At 65.7% G+C, this 19,967-nt stretch carries 17 protein-coding genes; 5 read left to right on the top strand and 12 right to left on the bottom strand.

All coding sequences use genetic code 11. The annotated features are described in order from the left end of the window. Positions 1-15 precede the first annotated feature (15 nt). Positions 16-705: a DUF6445 family protein gene (locus ACSQ8Y_RS20495; RefSeq protein ID WP_436268271.1), complete on the bottom strand. Its 690-nt coding sequence runs from the start codon at positions 703-705 to the stop codon at positions 16-18. A 14-nt stretch (positions 706-719) separates the two neighbouring features. Further along, on the bottom strand, positions 720-2,120 hold the full coding sequence (gene argH / locus ACSQ8Y_RS20490; RefSeq protein WP_436268270.1) for an argininosuccinate lyase: 1,401 nt from the start codon (positions 2,118-2,120) through the stop codon (positions 720-722). Positions 2,121-2,262: 142 nt separating this feature from the next. Between argH and ACSQ8Y_RS20485 the strand changes: the two genes are divergently transcribed. Beyond that, positions 2,263-2,952: a hypothetical protein gene (locus ACSQ8Y_RS20485; protein WP_436268269.1), complete on the top strand. Its 690-nt coding sequence runs from the start codon at positions 2,263-2,265 to the stop codon at positions 2,950-2,952. A gap of 41 nt (positions 2,953-2,993) precedes the next feature. After that, on the top strand, positions 2,994-3,383 hold the full coding sequence (locus ACSQ8Y_RS20480; protein ID WP_436269874.1) for a GNAT family N-acetyltransferase: 390 nt from the start codon (positions 2,994-2,996) through the stop codon (positions 3,381-3,383). On the opposite strand, the gene ACSQ8Y_RS20475 is transcribed toward ACSQ8Y_RS20480, so the two are convergent. Together ACSQ8Y_RS20475 and ACSQ8Y_RS20470 are read right to left on the bottom strand one after the other, a co-directional pair. Then, positions 3,384-4,769 carry a YfcC family protein gene (locus tag ACSQ8Y_RS20475; protein WP_436268268.1) on the bottom strand — a complete coding sequence of 462 codons (1,386 nt, stop codon included), beginning with the start codon at positions 4,767-4,769 and terminating at the stop codon, positions 3,384-3,386. It lies immediately after the preceding gene. 13 nt (positions 4,770-4,782) lie between these two features. Further along, a complete protein-coding gene (locus ACSQ8Y_RS20470) occupies positions 4,783-5,901 on the bottom strand; it encodes a succinylglutamate desuccinylase/aspartoacylase family protein (RefSeq protein ID WP_436268267.1) in 1,119 nt (372 codons plus the stop codon). A 228-nt stretch (positions 5,902-6,129) separates the two neighbouring features. Between ACSQ8Y_RS20470 and ACSQ8Y_RS20465 the strand changes: the two genes are divergently transcribed. Then, on the top strand, positions 6,130-7,296 hold the full coding sequence (locus ACSQ8Y_RS20465; protein ID WP_436268266.1) for a cyanophycinase: 1,167 nt from the start codon (positions 6,130-6,132) through the stop codon (positions 7,294-7,296). 60 nt (positions 7,297-7,356) lie between these two features. On the opposite strand, the gene leuA is transcribed toward ACSQ8Y_RS20465, so the two are convergent. The 8 genes from leuA to ACSQ8Y_RS20425 all read right to left on the bottom strand — a co-directional run bounded on the left by leuA (position 7,357) and on the right by ACSQ8Y_RS20425 (position 17,600). Beyond that, positions 7,357-9,057: a 2-isopropylmalate synthase gene (gene leuA, locus ACSQ8Y_RS20460; RefSeq protein WP_436268265.1), complete on the bottom strand. Its 1,701-nt coding sequence runs from the start codon at positions 9,055-9,057 to the stop codon at positions 7,357-7,359. Between the two features lie 297 nt (positions 9,058-9,354). Further along, entirely contained in the window at positions 9,355-10,164 is an 810-nt protein-coding gene (locus tag ACSQ8Y_RS20455; protein WP_436268264.1) for an AraC family transcriptional regulator, read from the bottom strand. A 306-nt stretch (positions 10,165-10,470) separates the two neighbouring features. Further along, positions 10,471-11,361, bottom strand: coding sequence for a DMT family transporter (locus tag ACSQ8Y_RS20450; protein WP_436268263.1), 891 nt, complete (start codon positions 11,359-11,361; stop codon positions 10,471-10,473). Between the two features lie 62 nt (positions 11,362-11,423). Next, positions 11,424-11,912: an SRPBCC family protein gene (locus ACSQ8Y_RS20445; protein WP_436268262.1), complete on the bottom strand. Its 489-nt coding sequence runs from the start codon at positions 11,910-11,912 to the stop codon at positions 11,424-11,426. Positions 11,913-11,962: 50 nt separating this feature from the next. Further along, entirely contained in the window at positions 11,963-15,493 is a 3,531-nt protein-coding gene (locus ACSQ8Y_RS20440; RefSeq protein WP_436268261.1) for an amino acid adenylation domain-containing protein, read from the bottom strand. Between the two features lie 12 nt (positions 15,494-15,505). Next, positions 15,506-16,429 carry a diiron oxygenase gene (locus ACSQ8Y_RS20435; RefSeq protein WP_436268260.1) on the bottom strand — a complete coding sequence of 308 codons (924 nt, stop codon included), beginning with the start codon at positions 16,427-16,429 and terminating at the stop codon, positions 15,506-15,508. Beyond that, positions 16,426-16,803 (bottom strand): cupin, encoded by a 378-nt coding sequence (locus ACSQ8Y_RS20430; protein WP_436268259.1) that lies wholly within the window; start codon positions 16,801-16,803, stop codon positions 16,426-16,428. The genes ACSQ8Y_RS20435 and ACSQ8Y_RS20430 overlap by 4 nt, the downstream gene beginning before the upstream one ends. A gap of 11 nt (positions 16,804-16,814) precedes the next feature. After that, positions 16,815-17,600, bottom strand: coding sequence for a DUF3050 domain-containing protein (locus ACSQ8Y_RS20425; protein ID WP_436268258.1), 786 nt, complete (start codon positions 17,598-17,600; stop codon positions 16,815-16,817). A gap of 213 nt (positions 17,601-17,813) precedes the next feature. On the opposite strand from ACSQ8Y_RS20425, the gene ACSQ8Y_RS20420 reads away from it, so the two are divergent. After that, on the top strand, positions 17,814-19,247 hold the full coding sequence (locus tag ACSQ8Y_RS20420) for a M64 family metallopeptidase (protein ID WP_436268257.1): 1,434 nt from the start codon (positions 17,814-17,816) through the stop codon (positions 19,245-19,247). 144 nt (positions 19,248-19,391) lie between these two features. After that, complete coding sequence (locus tag ACSQ8Y_RS20415; RefSeq protein WP_436268256.1) at positions 19,392-19,868, top strand: hypothetical protein; 477 nt, start codon at positions 19,392-19,394, stop codon at positions 19,866-19,868. The last annotated feature ends 99 nt before the right edge of the window (positions 19,869-19,967 follow it).

The following is a 19,967-nucleotide window of genomic DNA, read 5'->3' as shown; positions in this document are numbered from 1 at the left end:
TGCGCCGGCGGCCGTCTAGGCCATCCAGAAGAAGACGGCGGTCATGCGCTTGTCGTCGTGGCCGGTGCCGAAATAGCCGCTGGCCGAGTGCACCATGTTGGCGCGGTACAGCAGCATGCGGTTGAAGCGGTTCTCGACCACCACGTCCTCGTGCCAGGCCTGCGGCGGCAGCGAGGTCACGCCCAGCGCTTCGCGCAGGTTGGCGTGCGGCGGGCTGCAGTAGTTGCCGCCCATGGTGCCGTCCGGGTAGCGCAGGCGGTAGAACGAGGTGCCGGCGCTGGCCAGCGGATCGGGCGACAGGTAGATCACGGCCGCGTAGCGGCACAGCTTGAGCGAATCGGTATGCGGACGCGGCCCCGATTCGGTGGCGCCCACCAGCTGCACGTAATTATGGTTCAGCATGCGCCCTTCCGGCGCCTGCTCCTGCCACAGTTTTTTCGCGCCCGTCACTTTCCTGACCCACGCTTCCACCGCCGCCAGCTCGTCCGGCAGCAATGCCGCCGGACTGCGCATGCCGGGCCAGGGCATGGCCGCGCGGGGCGCGCCCATTTCCCAGTCTTCGCGCTGGAAACAGCGCCGCGCCACTGCCTCGGGGTCCGGCAGGATGTCGTCCTGCACCCAGTAGTCGCGCCCCAGCTGGGGCTTGCGGTAGGTCAGGCGCGGCAACGCAGCGGCCGGCCTGGTACCCGAAGCGTTGCGCTGCATGGCGTCCCCTGGACTTAGCTGGACGCCAGCTGCGCGCGCACGCGGGCGATGGCCGCGCGCACCTGGTTCGGCGCGGTGCCGCCCACGTGGTCGCGCGCGGCGACCGAACCTTCCAGCGTCAGCACCTGGAAGATGTCCTGCTCGATCAGCGCCGAGAACTGGCGCAGCTGTTCGAGCGACATGTCCGACAGGTCGATGCCCAGGTCCACGCAGGCGCGCACCGCGTGCGCCACCGCTTCGTGCGCGTCGCGGAAGGGCAGGCCCTTCTTGACCAGGTAGTCGGCCAGGTCGGTCGCGGTGGCGTAGCCCTGCAGGGCCGCCGCGCGCATCGCGTCCGGCTTGACGGAGATGCCGCCGGCCATGTCGGCGAAGATGCGCAGCGTGTCCATCAGCGTGTCGACGGTGTCGAACAGCGGTTCCTTGTCTTCCTGGTTGTCCTTGTTGTAGGCCAGCGGCTGGCCCTTCATCAGGGTCAGCAGGCCCATCAGGTGGCCGTACACGCGGCCGGTCTTGCCGCGCGCCAGTTCCGGCACGTCCGGGTTTTTCTTCTGCGGCATGATGGACGAGCCGGTGCAGAAACGGTCGGCGATGTCGATGAAGCCCACGCGCGGGCTCATCCAGATGATCAGCTCTTCCGACATGCGCGACACGTGCGTCATGATCAGCGAGGCGGCGGCGGTGAATTCGATGGCGAAGTCGCGGTCCGAGACGGCGTCCAGCGAGTTGTGGCACACGTCGTCGAAGCCCAGCGTCCTGGCCACGCGCAGGCGGTCGATCGGGAAGGTGGTGCCGGCCAGCGCGGCCGCGCCCAGCGGCAGGCGGTTCACGCGCTTGCGGCAGTCTGCCATGCGTTCGGCGTCGCGGCCGAACATTTCAACGTAGGCCAGCATGTGGTGGCCGAAGGTGATCGGCTGCGCCACCTGCATGTGGGTGAAGCCCGGCAGGATGGTGTCGGCGTGTTGCTCGGCCAGGTCGGTCAGCGCGCCGCGCAGCTGGTTCAGCAGGCCGGTCACGTCGTCGATGGCGGCGCGCACGTAGAGGCGGATGTCGGTGGCCACCTGGTCGTTGCGCGAACGGCCGGTGTGCAGGCGCTTGCCGGCGTCGCCCACCAGCTCGGTCAGGCGCTTTTCGATGTTCAGGTGGACGTCTTCCAGGTCCAGCAGCCATTCGAACTGGCCCGCTTCGATTTCCTGGCTGATCTGGGCCATGCCGCGCTGGATTTCGGCCAGGTCGGCCGCGCTGATGATGCTTTGCGCGGCCAGCATGTCGGCGTGCGCCAGCGAGCCCTGGATGTCGGCTTTGGCCAGGCGGTTGTCAAAAAATACAGAGGCGGTGTAGCGTTTGACGAGGTCGGAGACGGGTTCGGAGAAGCGGGCGGACCAGGCTTCGCCCTTCTTGGAGAATTGATCAGTCATGATTTTTTAGGAAGGTGAGCGTGCGGATATTTGAACGATTATAAACAAGGTTGGCCGGCTCGGCAGATTAGCGCTCGCCGCGGGCGTGACAGCGGGGCGGAAATCGCCGATCATGGGCGCATCGAACCAGGGGAGACCAGCCATGAAGCAGCCAGCCCAAGCCAGCCTGCTGTGCGTCCTGATGATGGGGGCCATGCTGGGCAACAGCGCCGCGCGCGCCGGGGAACCGGACGCCGCCGCGCCCGCGCCCGCGCTAGTTGTCAGCGCCAACGGCAACGCCGGCACCTCCGCCTCCTGGGCGGCGGCGCCGGCCACCGCCGCGCAAGCGGGCGCCGGGCCGGGCATCGAACCGGCCCTCCAGCCCGCGCAGGCGGCGCCGGACGCGCGGCTGGCCAGCCTGGACGGCATCCTGTCGGCGCTGTACGCCACCATTTCCGGCGCCGCCGGCGAGGCGCGCGACTGGGAACGCCTGCGCAGCCTGTTTACGCACGAGGGCCGCATGGTGGTGCATGGCCCGAACAAGGCGGGCGACATCACCACCCGCGTGCTGTCGGTCTCCGACTACATCTCGCGCGTGACGCCTTTGTTCGCCAGGGAAGGCTTCTACGAGTCGGAACTGACGCGCACGACCGAGACCTTCGGCCAGATCGCCCACGTGTTCAGCACCTACGAGGCGCGCCACGCGGCCGACGATGCCAAGCCCTTCCTGCGCGGCGTCAACAGCATCCAGCTGGTAAACGACGGCCAGCGCTGGTGGATATTGTCGCTGGTGTGGCAAGCGGAGTCCGAGCAGGCCCCGCTGCCTGAACGTTACCTGAAAGGCAAACATTGAACATCGCACTGGAGGTCACATCGGACAAGGCGGCGCTGGACATGGCGCTTATTCACCGCTTTCTCAGCGAGCGGTCCAGCTGGGCGATCGGCCTGCCGCTGGCGGTGCTGGAAAAAGCCATCGCCAATTCGCTGTGTTTCGGCGGCTACCTGGAGGGCAGGCAAATCGCCTTCGCCCGCGTCATCACGGACGGCGCCACGTTCGCCAACCTGGTGGATGTGTTCGTGCTGCCGGAGCATCGGGGCCAGGGCCACGGCAAGCGCCTGATGGAGGCCGTCATGGCGCATCCGGACCTGCAGGGACTGCGCCGCTTCACGCTGGCCACCGGCGACGCGCACGGCCTGTACGCCCAATTCGGCTTTACGCCGCCGCTGCGCCCGCAATCGCTGATGGAGCGCTACTTCCCGGCCATCTACACCGAAGGGCGCTGATCACTGCCACTGCATCAGCGCCGGCGGGATCAGCAGCAGCAGGGCCATGACAGCGTAGATCAGCTGCAGCGGCACCATCCACCTGGCCCAGGTGATCCACGGGATGCGCGCCAGCGCGAGCACGCCGACGGTGATGCCGGAGGTCGGTATCATCGGCGTGGTCAGTTCGCCGAACTGGAAGGCCAGCACGGCGGTCTGGCGCGTCACGCCCACCAGGTCGGCCAGCGGCGCCATGATGGGCATGGTCAGCGAAGCCTGGCCGGTGCCGGAATGGATGAAGAAGTTGATCACGGTCTGGATGCCGAACATCTTCTGCGCCGCGAACACGGGGCTGGACGATTGCACCAGCGGCAGCAGGCCGTGCAGCATGGTGTCGATGATGTTGGCGTCGCGCGCCAGTATCATGGTGCCGCGCGCCAGCGCGATCACCAGCGCCGTGCCCACCAGGTCTTTCGACCCCTGGATGAAGGCGGCCACCAGCTCGTCCGAGTCCAGGCCGCCGATTACGCCGATGACGATGGCCATCACCAGGAACAGCGCGGCGATCTGTTCGATATACCAGTCGAACTTCACCACGCCCACCACCATGCCGGCCAGCGAGGCGGCGAAGATGGCCAGCACCACCTTGTGCTTGGCCGTCATGCCCTCGAAGCTTCCCAGGTCGAGCGGGCTCTCCTTGCGTTTCTCCAGGTCCAGCACATAGGTGGGGCTCAGTTCCGGGCTGCGCTTGATGCGCGCCGCGTACCACATCATGAAGGCGGCCGTGATGGCGGTGGCCACCAGCCAGCAAACCAGGCGGTAGCTCATGCCGGAGAACACCGGGATGCCGGCGATGCCCTGCGCGATGCCGACGTTGAAGGGGTTCAGGAAGGCGGCCCCGAAGCCCACCTGCGAACCGAGGAAGGGAATCGACACGCCGGTGACGGTGTCGTAGCCCAGCGCGAGCGCCAGCGGCACGAAGATGAGGATGAAGGGGATCGCCTCCTCGTTCATGCCGAAGGTGGCGCCGCCCAGCGAGAACAGGGTGATGAAGACCGGTATCAGCGCGGCCCGCACGAAGCGCGAATGCGTGTGCGCCTTGGCGATGGCCTTGATCATCGCGTCGACCGCCTGGGTCTTGTGCAGCACGTTGAAGGCGCCGCCGACGATGAGGATGAAGCCGATGATCAGCCCCGCCTCGGTGAAACCCTTGATCGGCGCCATCATCAGCGCGGCGAAGCCTTGCGGCTTGCTGTCGACGTAGTGGAAGGTGGCGGGGTTGATCAGCTGCTTGCCGTCGACGAGGTGGGTGTCGTATTTGCCGCCCGGGATGAACCAGGTGGCCAGCGCGATCAGCGCCAGGATGGCGAAGACGAGGACGTAGGTGTTGGGGATGCGCAGTTTCATGGGGGGCTTGTTCTTATTGGCTAAGCAGTTCGCCGGAGCGGAAGGCGGCGGGCCCGGCCACTTTGCCGATGTTCATCCCGCGCAGCACGTGGCGGTGCGCGCTGCGGGCGAAGAATACGCCGTCGACGCTGCAGCGCACCGAAGTGGTGGTGCCGTTGACCGGATCGATCACGTCGGCCAGCGCGTCGCCCGCCTTCACGCGCTCGCCCATGTTGCGCGTATAGACGAGGATGCCGGCGTGCGGCGCCAGCAGCGGCTCCACGCCTTCGAGCGGCGTCGCCTCGCACAGCGGCGCGGGCAGTTCGCCCGCTTCGGCGTCGAGCACGCCGGCGTGCGCGAGGTAGCGCACCAGCGCGTCCGCGTCCTGGCGCGCCAGCTCGTAGTTCACTTCCATCTCGCCGCGCAGCTCGATGGTGGTGGACAAGCATGCCGGCGGGATCGGATAGGCGTCGCCGAAGTGCGCCTGCAAGTCCCACCACAAGCGGCTGCAGGCTTCGTCGAAGGGCTCGCCGCCGGCGGCCAGTGCCAGCAGCACCGCGTGCGCGCCCATGAGCCGCGCCAGCGGGGCCACGCCGTCCGCCAGCGGCGTGCCGGCGTAGATGTGCAGCACCGCCTCGTTGTCGCAGTGCAGGTCCAGCACGATGTCGGCGTCGATGGCCATGCCCAGCAGCAGCTTCTTGTGCGCCTCGCCGTCCGACTTGGGCTCCCACGCGGCCACCGAGGCCAGCGCCTGCTGGCGGATCACGCGCACGTTCTGTGCCGGGTCGGGTCCCAGCTTGCCTTGCAAGGACTCCTTCAATTCGTCCGCCACGTGCTTGTAGGAGCGGTTGAAGTTGATGCCGGTGGTCAGGTCGAAGCGGCCGAAGGGCGCGCCATGGATGGCTTGCGACAGGCCGATGGGGTTCGCCGCCGGCACCAGGATGATTTCGCCTTGCACCTTGCCCGCCGCCTCCAGCGCGTCCAGCTGCCGGCGCAGGAACTGCGCCACCAGCATGCCGGGCACCTCGTCCGCGTGCAGCGCGGCCTGGATGTAGACTTTCTTGCCCTTGCCGGGCGTGCCGTAGTGGAAACTGGTCAGCTCGAACTGGGCGCTGCTCTGGGGCGCCGAGATGGGATGTTTTTCTGTACGCATGAAGATGGCCCGGTGGATTTGATATCGGGGGATTATGGATTTGCCAGCGCGGCGTGTCCACGCTTTTGATGTATATTGGCATCAGGAGCGGGCCATACGCAGCGCGCCCTCAGGGCATGGTATCTGCACTATTTCTGCAAAACGGATTCGAAAATGGGTGTACTCAAAACATTGATTCAATGCGTGGGCAGGGTTTCCCTGCTGTGGTATGCAATCACGGGGGCGCAAGTGCATGCAGCTGAGCCGGTACAGCCGAAAGGGTCGCTGGTCATCATCGGCGGCGGCCTGCGCGGCGACAATGCCGACATCTGGCAGCGCATCGTGCAACTGGCCGGCGGCAAAGGCGCCCGCATCGCGGTGTTCCCCTCGGCCGCGGGCGCGCCCGAGCGCTCGGGCCAGGCCATCATCGGCTACCTGAAGCGCTACGGCGCCGACCCCTTCCTGGTGCCCATCGCCGTCAAGCTGGCCAATAGCGACTACCGCAAGGCCGCCGACGACATGACCCTGGCCGACCGCGTGCGGCGCGCCGACGGCGTGTACTTCGCCGGCGGCGACCAGGGCCGCATCACGCAGGCCCTGGTGCGCGCGGACGGCACCCGCACGGCGGCGCTGGACGCGATCTGGGACATCTACCGGCGCGGCGGCGTCATTGCCGGCACCAGCGCCGGCGCGGCCATCATGAGCAGCACCATGTTCTACGACGCGCGCCGCGTGCTGGCCACCTTGCAGGAGGGCGTGGCCGACGGCAAGGACATTGCGCCCGGCCTGGGCTTCATCGGCGACGATATCTTCGTCGACCAGCACCTGCTGATACGGGGCCGCTTCGCGCGCATGATCCCGGCCATGCTGAAGAAGGGCTACCAGCTTGGCCTGGGCATAGACGAGAACAGCGCCATGGTGGTCAACGCCAAGCGCGAGGTGGAGATCATCGGCTACCGCGGCGCCATGCTGCTGGACCTGTCGCATGCGACCATGGATTCCGAATCGAGCGCCTTCAACGTCAGCAACATCCTGATCAGCTACCTGGACCGGGGCGACAAATTCAACATCGCCACCCAGACCTTCACGCCGGCGCCGGACAAGGCCGACGGGCGGCTGGACAACACGCGGCCGGTGCGGCGCGGACCGGTGTTCAGCAACGATATCCTGGGCAACAGCGCGGTGGTGGACCTGATGGAGAAGCTGATCGACAGCGACCAGGTGGACGCCATCGGCATCGCCAGCGGCGACCCGCGCGGCACGGCGCCCGAGGTGGGCTTCGAGTTCCGCTTCTCCAAGACGCCGGAAAGCACCGGCTACCTGTCATCGGTGGCCGATTACTACTCCATCCTGAACCTGCGCCTGGACATCCGGCCCATCGAAGTGCAGCGCCCGCTGTACAAGTACAAGAATTAATCTGCATCGATTCATCCACATCGTCCGCCACGGACGATGTGGATGGGCCTGCCATCCCTGCTATGCCGCCAGGGTTTGCGGCTCCGCGTTGCGCTCCGCCGTCTTGCCGGCGCGCAGGTGGCGGTTCAGGCCTGACACCACGGCCTTGAGCGAGGCGGTCACGATATTCTGGTCGATGCCGACCCCGAAGCCGCTGGCGTTGCCCGCTACCCGCATGTCGATATAGCTGACCGCGCTCGCGTTGGCGCCGGTCGCCAGCGAGTGCTCGAAATAATGCATGATGCTGATCTGCTGCCCGAGCGCCGCGACAAACGCGTCTATCGGGCCATTGCCCTGGCCGGCGATGGTGAGCGGGACATTGTCCAGCAACAGCTCGACCTCGATGCCGACGCCGTCGGCCAGGCGCGAATTTTCCGTCAAGCGGTGCGCCACGTAGGCATAAGGACCGTGTTCGTCGAGGTATTCCTGGCGGAACAGCGCATGCACCTCGTTCGAGCGGATTTCGCGCCCGGTCTGGTCCGTCACGCGCTGTACCGCCCGGCTGAATTCTATCTGCAGGCGGCGCGGCAAACTCAGGCCGAAGTCGTTTTCCAACAGGTAGGCGATGCCGCCTTTGCCGGACTGGCTGTTGACCCGTATCACCGCGTCATAGTTGCGCCCCAGGTCGGCCGGATCGATCGGCAGGTAGGGCACTTCCCAGATGCCGCCGCGGTCCTGCTGGGCGAAGCCCTTCTTGATGGCGTCCTGGTGGGAACCGGAAAAGGCGGTAAACACCAGCTCGCCGGCGTAGGGATGGCGCGGGTGGACCTGGATGTCATTGCAATATTCCACGCATTGCCGCACCTCGTCGATATCCGAAAAGTCCAGCCCCGGGCTGATGCCCTGCGAATACAAATTCAGGGCCAGGGTGACCAGGTCGACGTTGCCGGTGCGCTCGCCATTGCCGAACAGGCAGCCCTCGATCCGTTCGGCCCCGGCCATCACGGCCAGTTCCGCCGCGGCGACCGCGGTGCCGCGGTCATTGTGCGGATGGACGCTCAGGATGATGCTGTCGCGCCGCTCCAGGTTGCGGTGCATCCATTCGATCTGGTCGGCATAGACATTGGGCGTGGTGCACTCCACGGTGGTCGGCAGGTTGAGGATGATCTTGCGTTCGGGCGTGGCCTGCCACTCCGCCGACACGGCGTCGCACACTTCCTTGGCGAAATCGAGTTCGGCCATGCTGAACGTTTCCGGCGAATATTCATACGTCCATGCGGTCTCCGGCGCCGCGTCGGTCAGCTGCTTGATCAGGCGCGTGCCGTTGACGGCGATGGCTTTGACTTCCTCCCGGCTCATGCCGAACACGATGCGGCGAAACGCGGGGGCGATCGGGTTGTAGAGGTGGATGATGGCCTGCTTGGCGCCCTTGACCGAATCGACCGTGCGGCGTATCAGGTCCTCGCGCGACTGCGTCAGCACCTCGATGGTGACATCGTCGGGGATGCGGTCTTCTTCGATCAGCGCGCGCACGAAGTCGAAATCGGTCTGCGAGGCGGACGGGAAGGCGACCTCGATCTGTTTCAGGCCGATCTTCAGCAATTGATTGAAAAAGCGCAGTTTGCGCTCGGGATTCATCGGTTCTATGAGCGCCTGGTTGCCGTCCCGCAGGTCGGTGCTCATCCAGATCGGCGCCTGGACTATGCTGCGGCTGGGCCAGCTGCGTTCGGGCAGGTCGACAGTGGCGGTGGCACGATACTTCACATGAGGGTTGCGCAACATGGTGCATCTCCTTTCAAAGAGAGGAAAGATAATCAAACGGGAATGGGTAGGGTGGCGAGCTTGCCGCAGCGGCGCGGCGGCGCGCCTCAGCAAGCGGTCGCTAGGGGCGGGCGGGATAGCGCGCGGAGGGAGGCGCTGGTGAGGACGGGGAAGGACGGGCTGGGCATGGAGCGGGCAGTGGCTGTTGATCGACGGGATGGGAACGATCCTATAAGCGGCCCCCGGCAGTGTCAATCGTGGGGCCGCAGTTCGTCACCTGGCCGCACGAAATGTCACTTGCGCGCATGCGCGGCGGCGTCAGGCGCTGAAATACTGGCTGGGCGAGGTGCCGAAAGTGCGCTTGAAGGCGGTGGAAAAGGCCGCCACGCTGTTGTAGCCGACGTTCTGGGAAGCGCGCATGACGGGCATGCCGTCGGCCAGGAAAGGCAGCGAGGCCATCAGCCGCATCTGCTGGCGCCATGCGCCGAACTGCATGCCGGTTTCGATGTAGAACAGGCGCATCAGGTGGCGCGAGCTCAGGCCGACCTCTTTGGCCAGCATCAGGACGGTGGCGTCGCACTCCGGCGCGCGCCGCAGCCGTTCGCACATGCGCAGCAGGCGGCGGTCGGTCGGCATGGTCAGCATCAGCGGCTGCAGCGGCAGCGCCTGCAGCTCGTCGATCACGCTCGGGATCAGCCTGGCCCTGGCTGAATCGTGCTCGAAATGGTCGGGAAAGCTCGACAGCCGCCGCACCATTTCCTTGAACAGCGGCGTGATCGACATCAGGCAGGAGCTGGGCGGCAAGCGGGCGCACAGCGAGCCGGCGATGTACAGGGTTGAAATGTGGGTATGGCTCAGGCATTCGATCGAATGGGCCACGCTGGGCTGGACCCAGGCCGCGCGGGTGGGCGACAGCACCCAGGACTTGCCTTCGACGTTGGCGACCAGCATCCCCTTGGGCGCGTAGATCAGCTGCCCCCTCGCATGCTGGTGCACGGGCGAGAAAAAGTCGGCCGCGAGCTCCGCCGACAGGATCGTCACCGGCGCTTCGGCCTGTTGGAAGGCGTGCGCATTGCCGCGGCATGGCGTACCGGGCGCATGGTCTGGCGTTGCTTCGAATTGCGACATGGGCATTCCTTGCTTGGGCTGTTAAACGGTGCCGCGCCGCCAGGCCGCACGGGCGCACGGGCGCACGGGCGCCGCTGTGGCAAATGATGGCATTGCGTTGGCATTGTTGCTATCGAGGTCTGCGGGAAGGGCGCCCCAATTCAGCTGGCGTGAATTGCCTTGAGCGTTGATATTCACTGATGGTAAATATTGCTTTAATAGTCAACAATGTAATATTGACAATAAATGAAGTGTAGCGCGGGGTTTATGTTTTGTCAATGCGCAGGGGCCCTCGTGGGGCCCCTGTCCGCGATCGCGGCGCGGCGGTCAGCCGGCCTTTGCCAAGGGCGCAGGACGCGCGAACCAGGCGGCCCAGGATTTGCCGAACTGGGCAATGGCCACACCGGCCACTGTCAGCACCGCGCCGAGCATATTCATTGCGGTGATATTTTCATGCAACAGGATGACGCTGCCGAGCATGGCGAAGAAGGGCATCAGCAAGCCGAACGGCGCGATCTTGTCGACCGGATACTTGTTCAGCAGCCAGTACCAGATGCCGAACCCGGCAATGCCGCCGGCCAGCACGGTGTAGAGCAGCGCGCCCCAGCCGGTCAGGTCGGCGTGGCGTACGGCTTCGACCTGTCCCTGCTCGAACAGGAAGGAAATGAGCAGCAGCGCGGGGCCGGCCGCCAGCGACACCACGGCGTTGAGGGCGGCAGGCTTCATGGGGCCGTAGCGGCGCGCCGTGATATTGCCCACAGCGAACATGAACGCCGAGCCGATGATGATGAACATGGCCTCGGTGCTGCCGCCCGCTTTCGGTCCGCCGACGATCAGCGCCACGCCGGAGAAGGCGGTCAGGATGCCCGCCATGCCGAGTTTGGTAATGCGCTCCCGCAACAGCAGGCCGCCCAGGATGACCGTGAAAATCGCGTTGGTCTGGTAGGCGATGATGCCGGTCGAGACGTCGACCAGGCGGAAGCCGATGTACAGCAGCGCGAAGTGGGCCACGCCCTGGGTCAGGCTGACGAGCAGGGCGGGGCCGAGCTTGCCCTTGATGCCGCCGATGAAGGGCAGCAGGATCAGGCTCATCATCACGAAGCGCATGCCGACCATGAAGATCGGCGGGAATTGATGCAGGCCGATCTTGAGCATGACCGCTTGCAGGCCCCAGATGAAGGGGACGAGGATGACCAGGAACAGGGAATATGGGGACATGGCGGGGCCGTGAAGGTGGATGGAAGGGCGGCGCCGGTGGCCGGCGCCGCCTGCGCAGCGGCTTACTTCTGGAACAGGGCCTTCAGGTTGGTCATCGCCATGTCGACGAAGCCTTCGACAAAGGCGTCGAAAGCAGGCTGGCCTTCGGCGCCGCCGGTCCACGGTTCGCCGGCGATGTCCCAGCTGACCTTGCAGCCGTTGGCGCCGGTTTCGTCCACGCGCATCCATGCCCACAGGTTGCCGATGTTGAAGGTGGTGTACAGCAGGCTCCAGGTCATCTGCATGGCGGCGTCATCGCGCGAGTTCAGCTGTTCCAGGACGATATTGCCATCGCCGAAGAATTTCTTGCGTACCGAGCGCACGCCGTCGCCGGTCATTTCGGTGCGTTCCAGGCCGGTGATGAACTTGTCGAAGCCGGCGAAGTCGCCCACCACCGCCCAGGCCTGGCGGGCCGGCACCGGCAGTTCGGCCGAGCCGGAAATGACGCGGGTGGCGGGATTGCGGATCAGGGTGTCGGGTGCGGCGCCGGTCTGTTTTACTTGTTGCAGCATGGTCTATCCTTGGTGAGTTTGGGTTGGATGAAAGGAGGTGGCGCGGCGGTTCAGCCGTCGGCCTCGATCGGCAGTTGCGGCATGAAGCCGCTGTCTTGCAGGTAGCGCAAATTGTTTTCGATCATCGCGGCGCTCTTGTCGGGGAACGCCATGCCCAGCCGGGCCAGGGCCGCCTCGGTGCGCAGGTGGTCGATATGCGACATGTCCCCGATGTCTTCGTTGCTCTCGTCGAGGTAAAACGACAGCACGTTGTAGAGCGCGTTCGATTCGTCGACCTCGACGATCCGCCTGCGCCACTCGTCGGGCGCGACCAGCGCGAGCGGATAGCCGAAGCCGCGCCAGCAGGCCAGGTAGTCGACCCAGTCGAGCGGCTTGGGATTGTGGAAGTGCAGGACCGGCGTATCGAGCCTGGCCGACAGCGAGCAGCGCACGGCGGCCTCGGCCAGGAAGTCGACCGGGCACAGGTCGAAGCCGCTGTCCCAGGCCGGCGCGCACCCCAGCTGCACCGAGCCCTTTATCAGCAGCATGATGCGGTTCTGGTCCGGCTGGCAGACGCCGGTCTGCGTATGGCCGCTGATATTGCCCGGCCGGATAATCGTTCCCGTGAGGCCGCGTCCGATGGCCTGCCACACCAGATGCTCGGACACCCATTTGCTCAGGTTGTAGCCGTTGTTGACGAACGCCGGCGGAGTCCTGGCCGGCCCGTCCTCGACGATCCGGCCGGCGGCGTCGACGTTGCTGGCGGCCGACAGCGTCGAGATGTAGTGCAGGGCCTTGTTCTTGCCCGTGGTGGCCAGCCTGAGCAGCTCGAGCGTGGAGCGCACATTGGCATTGGCCAGGTAGCGGTAGTCGTACACGTGATTGACGTTGGCGCCATTGTGGTAGATGACGTCGACCTGTTGCGCCAGCTCGTCGAACAGCTGCGCCGGCAGGCCCAGGCCCGGCTGCTCAAGGTCGCCCAGCACAATCCGGATGCGCGCCTGGCCGGCCAGGGCCTGCAAGCCATTGGCCGCCAGCGCGGCGCCCAGCTTGCGGCTGCCCTGCTCGGGCGTGGCGGCCCGGATCAGGCAATGCACGACGGCGTCGGTCTGCTGCAGGATCTGCTGCAGCAGGAACACGCCGAGGAAGCCGTTGGCGCCGGTCAGCAGCACGGCGCGCGGCGCGTGCAGCGCCGGGTTGGCCGCCGGCATGGGCGCTACGCTCACGGGCAAGAGCATGTCCGTATAGACTTGCTCCGGGATGCTGTCGCCCTTGCGGATGGTATCGTCGGTCAGCAGCAGCGCGAGCGCGGCGATGGTGGGCTGTTCCATGAAGCGCGCCAGCGGGGTGCTGACCGCCCATTCCTTCTTGATCGCCAGCAGCATGCGCGATACCAGCAGCGAATGGCCGCCCAGGTCGAAGAAGGAGTCGGTTTTGCCGATCTCGGTCTCGTCGAGCTGCAGTACTGCGGCCCAGATCGGGCGCAAGCGGCTTTCAGTGGCGCTCAGGGTTTCCTCGACCGCGTCGCGGGCGGCCGGCGCGGCCAGGGCGAGCAGGGCCCTGCGGTCGGTCTTGCCGTTGTCGGTCGCCGGCAGCGCGGGCAGCACCGTGACCTGGAAAGGCACCATGTAGTCCGGCAGCCGCTGGCGCACGCCAGCCTTGACGTCGGCCGCGTTCGCGGCGGCATGGCAGGGTTTGGCGACGAAAGCGAGGATGCGTTTTTGCTCGTCGACCACGACCGCGCAATGCTTGAACAGGGCGCAGGCCAGGACCGCGTTTTCGATCTCGCCGAGCTCGACCCGGAAGCCCCGGATCTTGACCTGGAAGTCCTTGCGTCCGATGAATTCGATGCCGCCGTCGGCGCGCCAGGTGACGATGTCGCCACTGCGGTACATGCTGGCGCCGTGCTCGAGCGGATCGGCCAGGAAACGTTCGCCGGTGAGCGCGGCCTGGCGGAAATAGCCGCGCCCGACGCCGGCGCCGGCAATATACAGCTCGCCTTGCTCGCCGCCGCGGACCGGTTTCCGGTTGTCGTCCAGCACATAGCAGCGCGCGCCGGCGATCGGCTGGCCGATGTTCTTGTTGGCGCTGTCGAGGGAGAAATTCGACGTCGTCGCCAGCACCGTGCACTCGGTCGGACCGTAGATGTTGTGGAACTGGCGGCCGCGCTTCCAGCGCCCGATGGTGTCCGGATCGCAGACGTCGCCGCCGGTGACCAGGTGCTGCAGCGCGGGCCACGCAAAATCGGGCAAGCCGGCCAGCAAGGCGGGCGGCAGGAAGGCGTGGGTGACGCCGTGCGCCCTGACCAGTTCGTCCAGCGCGCTGAAATCATGCCGTTGCTGCTCGGACGGCGCGATTACGCAGCCGCCGGCGAACAGGGTGGGGAAGATGTCGAGGAGGGAGGCGTCGAAGGAAATGGTCGAAAACTGCAGGGCCCGCGATACCGCCGTCAGGCCGACGTGGCCGCGGTACCAGTGGCAGAAGGCGGCGATATTGCGGTGTTCCAGCATCACCCCTTTGGGGCGCCCGGTCGAGCCCGAGGTGTAGATGACGGTGGCCAGGCGCTGCGGCTGGTGCTGCTGCGCCGCGCGCGCGAAGGGGGAAGGGGCGGCCGGGCCGGCGCAGACGCCGGGCTGGTAGGGCACGACCTGGATCGTCTGCAAACCGAGGCGCTCGAAGGTGGCGGCGTGCTCGGCGTCGGTCAGGACCTGCGCCAGGGCCGCATCCTCGGCCACGGCTGCCAGGCGCGGCGCCGGGTAGGCAGGGTCGAGCGGGACATAGGCTGCGCCGATGCCGACGACTGCCAGGATGGTGGCGTACAGCCTGGCGGACTTCGGCATGGCGACGCCGATCACGGTCTCGGCACCGTCCTGCGGCGCCAGCCCCCGCTGCAGCAGGTCTTCGGCTATCGCGGCCGCGTAATCGAACAGTTCCTGGTAGCTCAGGGTGGCGTCGGGCGCGACCAGGGCGGTATGGCGCGGGTGCGCCGTGGCGGCGTCGGCGAACTGGGCGAACAGCGAGCCTTGCGGCGCGCCTGGCCTGGCCGGCCGGTTCGACTGGTGGCAGAAGGCCAGTGTTTCCAGCATCGAGGCGGCATCGCAGCGCGCCGTGGCGGCGCTTGCCGCCTGCACACCCCAGACGCCGTTGTGCTGCGCGGCGTGGCCGACCGCTTCCATCAGCAAGTCGAGCGCCAGCTGCGTCACGCCGGCGGCGAGGTCGGCGCCGCTGCGCTGGCCGCCGACGGTGAAGGTGGTGCTGCACAGCGTGCGCATGGCCGTGGCCGGACCGATGCTCCAGGCCAGTTCGCCGGTTTGCCCCCGCGCCGCGTCCAGGCTGATCCCGCATCGCACTTCATGGCAGGGCTGTTGCAGCCATGCGGGCGCTGCGGCGCCTTCGGCCAGCAGCAATAGTGCGTCCAGCGGCGGCATGTGCGCGGCGGCGTCCCGCGTCAGGACGGCGACGCCGAGACTGGCCGCGATCTCAAGGAATTGTTCGCCCGATCCGGGCAAGACCAGCACTTCGTGACCGAGTTCGAACAGCGCGACCATGGCCTTGGTCGCCAGGCCATCCGTACCGGACACGCCGATGATGAGTGATTTCATTTAGCCACCTTGTTAGATGAACGCGTCAAGCGCCGCGCGCGTGGGCGTGTGCTCGAGCAGTCCGCTCGATTTGAAGAATTTGACGATATTGACCATCATCGGATGCCGCTTGGTGATGGGGTAGGAGCGCACCATATCGGCCGAAATGTCGCGGCGCGAGGCTTCCGGCATGGCGATGGCCGCCACCAGGCGGCGGTCGAAGTCGGCCTGGATATCGTTGGTCAGGTACTGCTGCAGGAAAACCGGAAGCGCCGAGCCGAGCGCCACGCGCGCCGGTTCGTCGATATTGGCCCAGTAAAGCTTGACCAGTTTGATCCAGAAGCTCGAATGCCGGCCTTCATCGGCCAGGTGGTCCGACATCATGCCCTTGACCGAGCGCTTGATGCTGGCGTCGCGCGAAAAGGCCGCGACATCGGCGGTCACGGTATTTTCCGAAATCGCCACGGCCAGCAATTCCATGCCATCGCGGTATTGTTCGCCGAGCGTGGCCAGCGTGCGCGGAATGGCGCGCGACAGTTCGATTTCAGCGGGCAGCGCGATCGGCGCGATGCCGGTGCGTTCCTGCGCCTGGTTCAGATAGTCCATCGCCACGTAGGCGTGGTAGTCCTCGTCGATCACCACCGACATCGCGTCATAGCGGCAGGCAAAGGGAAACTCGAATGGAAACTGGCCCTTGGCGATGCTGCGCGCGGTCCGGTTAACGATTTCCGTTTCAAAGATGATGATGTCGTTGATGTATTTGTACAGGCTCTGGATCAGGATGAATTCTTCCGTTTCCTTGCCCAGCCCGGCGATCAGCGGATGCAGGCAAAGCGGCTGGCGCTCGGCCGGATAGTATTGGAGGCCGTCGTCTTCGATCTGGCGGCGCGGACGCGATCGGATCGTGGCACGCGACTCCCAGATCGACGAATGGCTCTGGTAATGATGCTCGATCATGCGGCCCCCGTTTCCCCGGCAACTGGATAGGAGTGAATTTCCAGCAGCAGGCAGCCGGCCGCGCTCGAGAAGGGGCCGTGGAAGGTGCCTGCGGGGCGGACAAAATAGGCGCCCTTGCCGTAGGACGCCACTTGCTGCAGGGAGGCCTTGTCCAGCAAGGCCTGGTCGCCCTCGACCAGGTAGACTTCCTCGTCGTAGTCGTGGATGAAGGGGACGGCGGTAGCGGCGCCCGGTGCGAAGCGCACGAAGCGGGTCCGCACGCCCTGTTTTTTCTGCTGGTCCAGCGTATCGACGATGATGACCTGTTCGATTCCCTCGTCAAATCCCGCCGGGCGTTCCCACTCGAAGGCTTCCAGCCTGTGTACTTGTTCCATGCCGGCCCGCCTCAATTGATCGCGCATACGGCCTGCTTCTGTTCAATTTGCAGCAGCAGCCCATTCCACAGCAGCTGCCGCTCTTCGATCGCGGCGATGCCGGATGCGAGTACCGCCTGCAGCATCTCGTCGTCGCCCTTGCAGATCTGGGCGATGATTTTTTCGGCCGCCGGGCCATGATCGCCGGAGTCCACTTCGATATGGCGCTCCAGGTAGAACACCAGGGTCGCCACGGCGCTCGCATCGATGCTCCATTGGTCCAGCAAGGTCCGGAACATGGCGGGGATGACGTTCTCGCGGCCGTAGAAGAAGTTGCCAAGCACGCTGGCCGTTTCGCCCTTGAGGCAGGCGTCCATGGTCGCCATGACGAAGCGGCAGGCGGGCTCCGGCGCCTTGACGCTGGCCAGTGCGCTGGCCACCGGCACGCCGGCCCTGACCAGCGATACGAAGGTTCCGATCTGGTCGGTCGAGGCGCCGATTTCGCGCATCGCATTGATGTACAGGTCGAAGTGGCTGATGGCGCCGTCCGGCGTTTCATCCGATTCCTCGCCCAGTACGATGTCGTTGATCAGCCTGGCCGCAAGGGGATTTTCAGGCGGCACCCATGGCAGGGATACCGTGGTCAGGTCAATTTGCAGGCGCTTGACCAGGGACATGAAGTCCCACACCGCGAACACATGCCATTCCATGAAGGTGCGCAGGTCGTCGAGGTTGCGTACCGCCGTGAAAACAGGGTGCTTGGTCAATGCCTCGTGTTTCTGTGCAAGGGTGTCGCGTAATACCGTTACTTTGCTCATGTATACACCTTAGTATCGGGAATGCCGGTGGCCGGATTCGTCGGTTGGAGGAAAATGAGCGATGATGATGCCCGAACTGGATGGCGCACGAAATGCGGAATGGTGACGAATTCATTCGTGCAGGTGACATCCCGAATGCACGCTGCGGCAGCAGCCTTTCGCGCCACCGCGGCCGGGTTTACAATGGTCTCCCAACCCAACGCAAGGACCGCCATGACCCTCCGCACCAAGGCCGCCGCCGCATTGTCCGGGGCGGCCTTCGCCCTGTCCGCCGCCGCTGCGGCAGCTGCCCCGGCATCGCCTCCAGCCACCGTGCGCCTCGACTATCTCCACACCGGCAACGCCCTGTCCGAGCAGTACGCGATGGACCGCGTGGTGATCGAGCCGCTGCCGTGGCCCGGCAAGCTGTCGCGCAATCTGGACGACACCGACCGGGGCGTCAACCGGGTGGAAGTGGTGGACGCCAGGACCGGCGACCTGCTGTACTCGCGCGGCTTCTCCACCATCTTCGGCGAATGGCGCAGCACCGAGGAGGCGCAGAAGATGAGCCGCGGCTTCCAGGAATCGGTGCGCTTCCCGAAGCCGGACCGCCCGGTGAAGGTGCGCATCCTCAGGCGCGACGAGCGCAGCGCCTTCTCCGTGGTCTGGAGCGTGGAGATCGATACCGACGCGCAGGACGTGGTGCGCAAGCAGGAGTCCGCGCCCGCCAAGCCGATCCCCATCCGCGTCGGCGGCCCGTCGCCGGACAAGGTGGACCTGCTGATCCTGGGCGACGGCTACACCAGGGCCGACATGGCCAAGTTCGAGCAGACCGCGCGCCGGCTGGCGGACTACCTGTTTTCCGTGTCGCCGTTCAAGGAGCGCGCCCAGGACTTCAACGTCTGGGGCCTGGCCGTGCCGACCCAGGAATCGGGCGTGTCGCGTCCATCGACCGGCGCGCACAAGGCATCCGCGCTGGGCACCCGCTACGACATCTTCGGCAGCGAGCGCTACGTGCTCACGCTGGACAACCGCGCGCTGCGCGACATCGCCCAGCACGCGCCGTACGAGTTCATTGAAATCCTCGTCAACAACGACACCTACGGGGGCGGCGGCATTTACGGCCAGTTCAGCACGGCGGCTGCCAATAGCGACTGGGCCAACTATCTGTTCGTGCACGAATTCGGCCACCACTTCGCGGGCCTGGCGGACGAGTACTACACCTCGCCGGTGGCCTACCAGGCCAGCGGAGAGCGCGTGGAACCGTGGGAGCCGAACGCCACCGCGCTGCGCGACCCGGCCAGGCTGAAATGGAAGCACCTGGTGAAGCCGGGCACGCCGCTGCCCACGCCATGGCCGAAGGAAGCCTACGAAACGCATGCGCGCGAGTACCAGAAGGTGCGCGCCGCATTACGCAAGGCGAACCGTCCTGAATCCGAAATGAGCGCGCTGTTCAAAGAGGACCTGGCGTTCACCGCCAAGCTGTTCTCCACCGCGCCGCACCGGCAGGATGTGGGCGCCTTCGAGGGCGCCAACTACGAAGCCAAGGGCTACTACCGCCCGGCGCAGCAATGCCTGATGTTCGACCGCAGCGAGAAGTTTTGCGCCGTGTGCAGCGAGGCGGTGGGCGCCACGATAGACCTGTATACGCGCGACCCGGCCCGCTGACGCCGCTCCTGGCCGGTAATGTTTGGTAACGTTTGATACGAGTCCATCGTGCGCCAGCGTACAGAAGGGGGTGCTCAACAAGCTTATTCTGGATCCGTGACAAGAACAACACACTCATCCAAAAACCTTTGAAAGGTCGATATTATGAATAAGCTGATTGCTACCCTGATCGCAGGTCTGTTCGCCACCGCCGCCATGGCACAAACCCCGGCCCCGGCAGCCGACGTCGCCAAGGCCCAGGCCAAGGCCGAGAAATCGGTGGCCAAGGCCGAAGCCAAGGAAATGAAAAAGGACGCCGCCGCTGATCAAGACGTAGCGAAAGCCCAGGCCAAGGCCGACGAGAAAGTCGCCAAGGCCCACGCCAAGGCCGAGAAGACGCACGCCAAGGCTGAGGAAAAAGTCGCCAAGGCCGATCCCGAAGACAAGGTGAAAGCCGAAGCCAAGGCCGACAAGAAAATGGCCGACGCGAACATGAAAGTGGACAAGACCGCCGCCAAGGCCGATGCCAAGGTCGCCAAGGAAAAAGCCGAAGCCACCGAGGAAAAGACCATCGCCGCCGCCAAGACCGCCGAGGTGAAGGCGAAAGCCAACGCCGACGTGAAGGCCGCCACGGTCAAGTAAGGCTGAAATAAGGCTGAAATAAGGCTGAAGTAGGGCTGTTGCATCGCTCGCAGGCTGAGCCGCATTTGGGGTCTGACCTCGAATGCGGCTCAGCCTGTT

Source organism: Pseudoduganella sp. LjRoot289 (assembly GCF_964252925.1).
GTDB lineage: Bacteria > Pseudomonadota > Gammaproteobacteria > Burkholderiales > Burkholderiaceae_D > Rugamonas.
The sequence above is the reverse complement of the archived record's forward strand: the minus strand, read 5'-3'. Positions and strand labels throughout refer to the sequence as shown.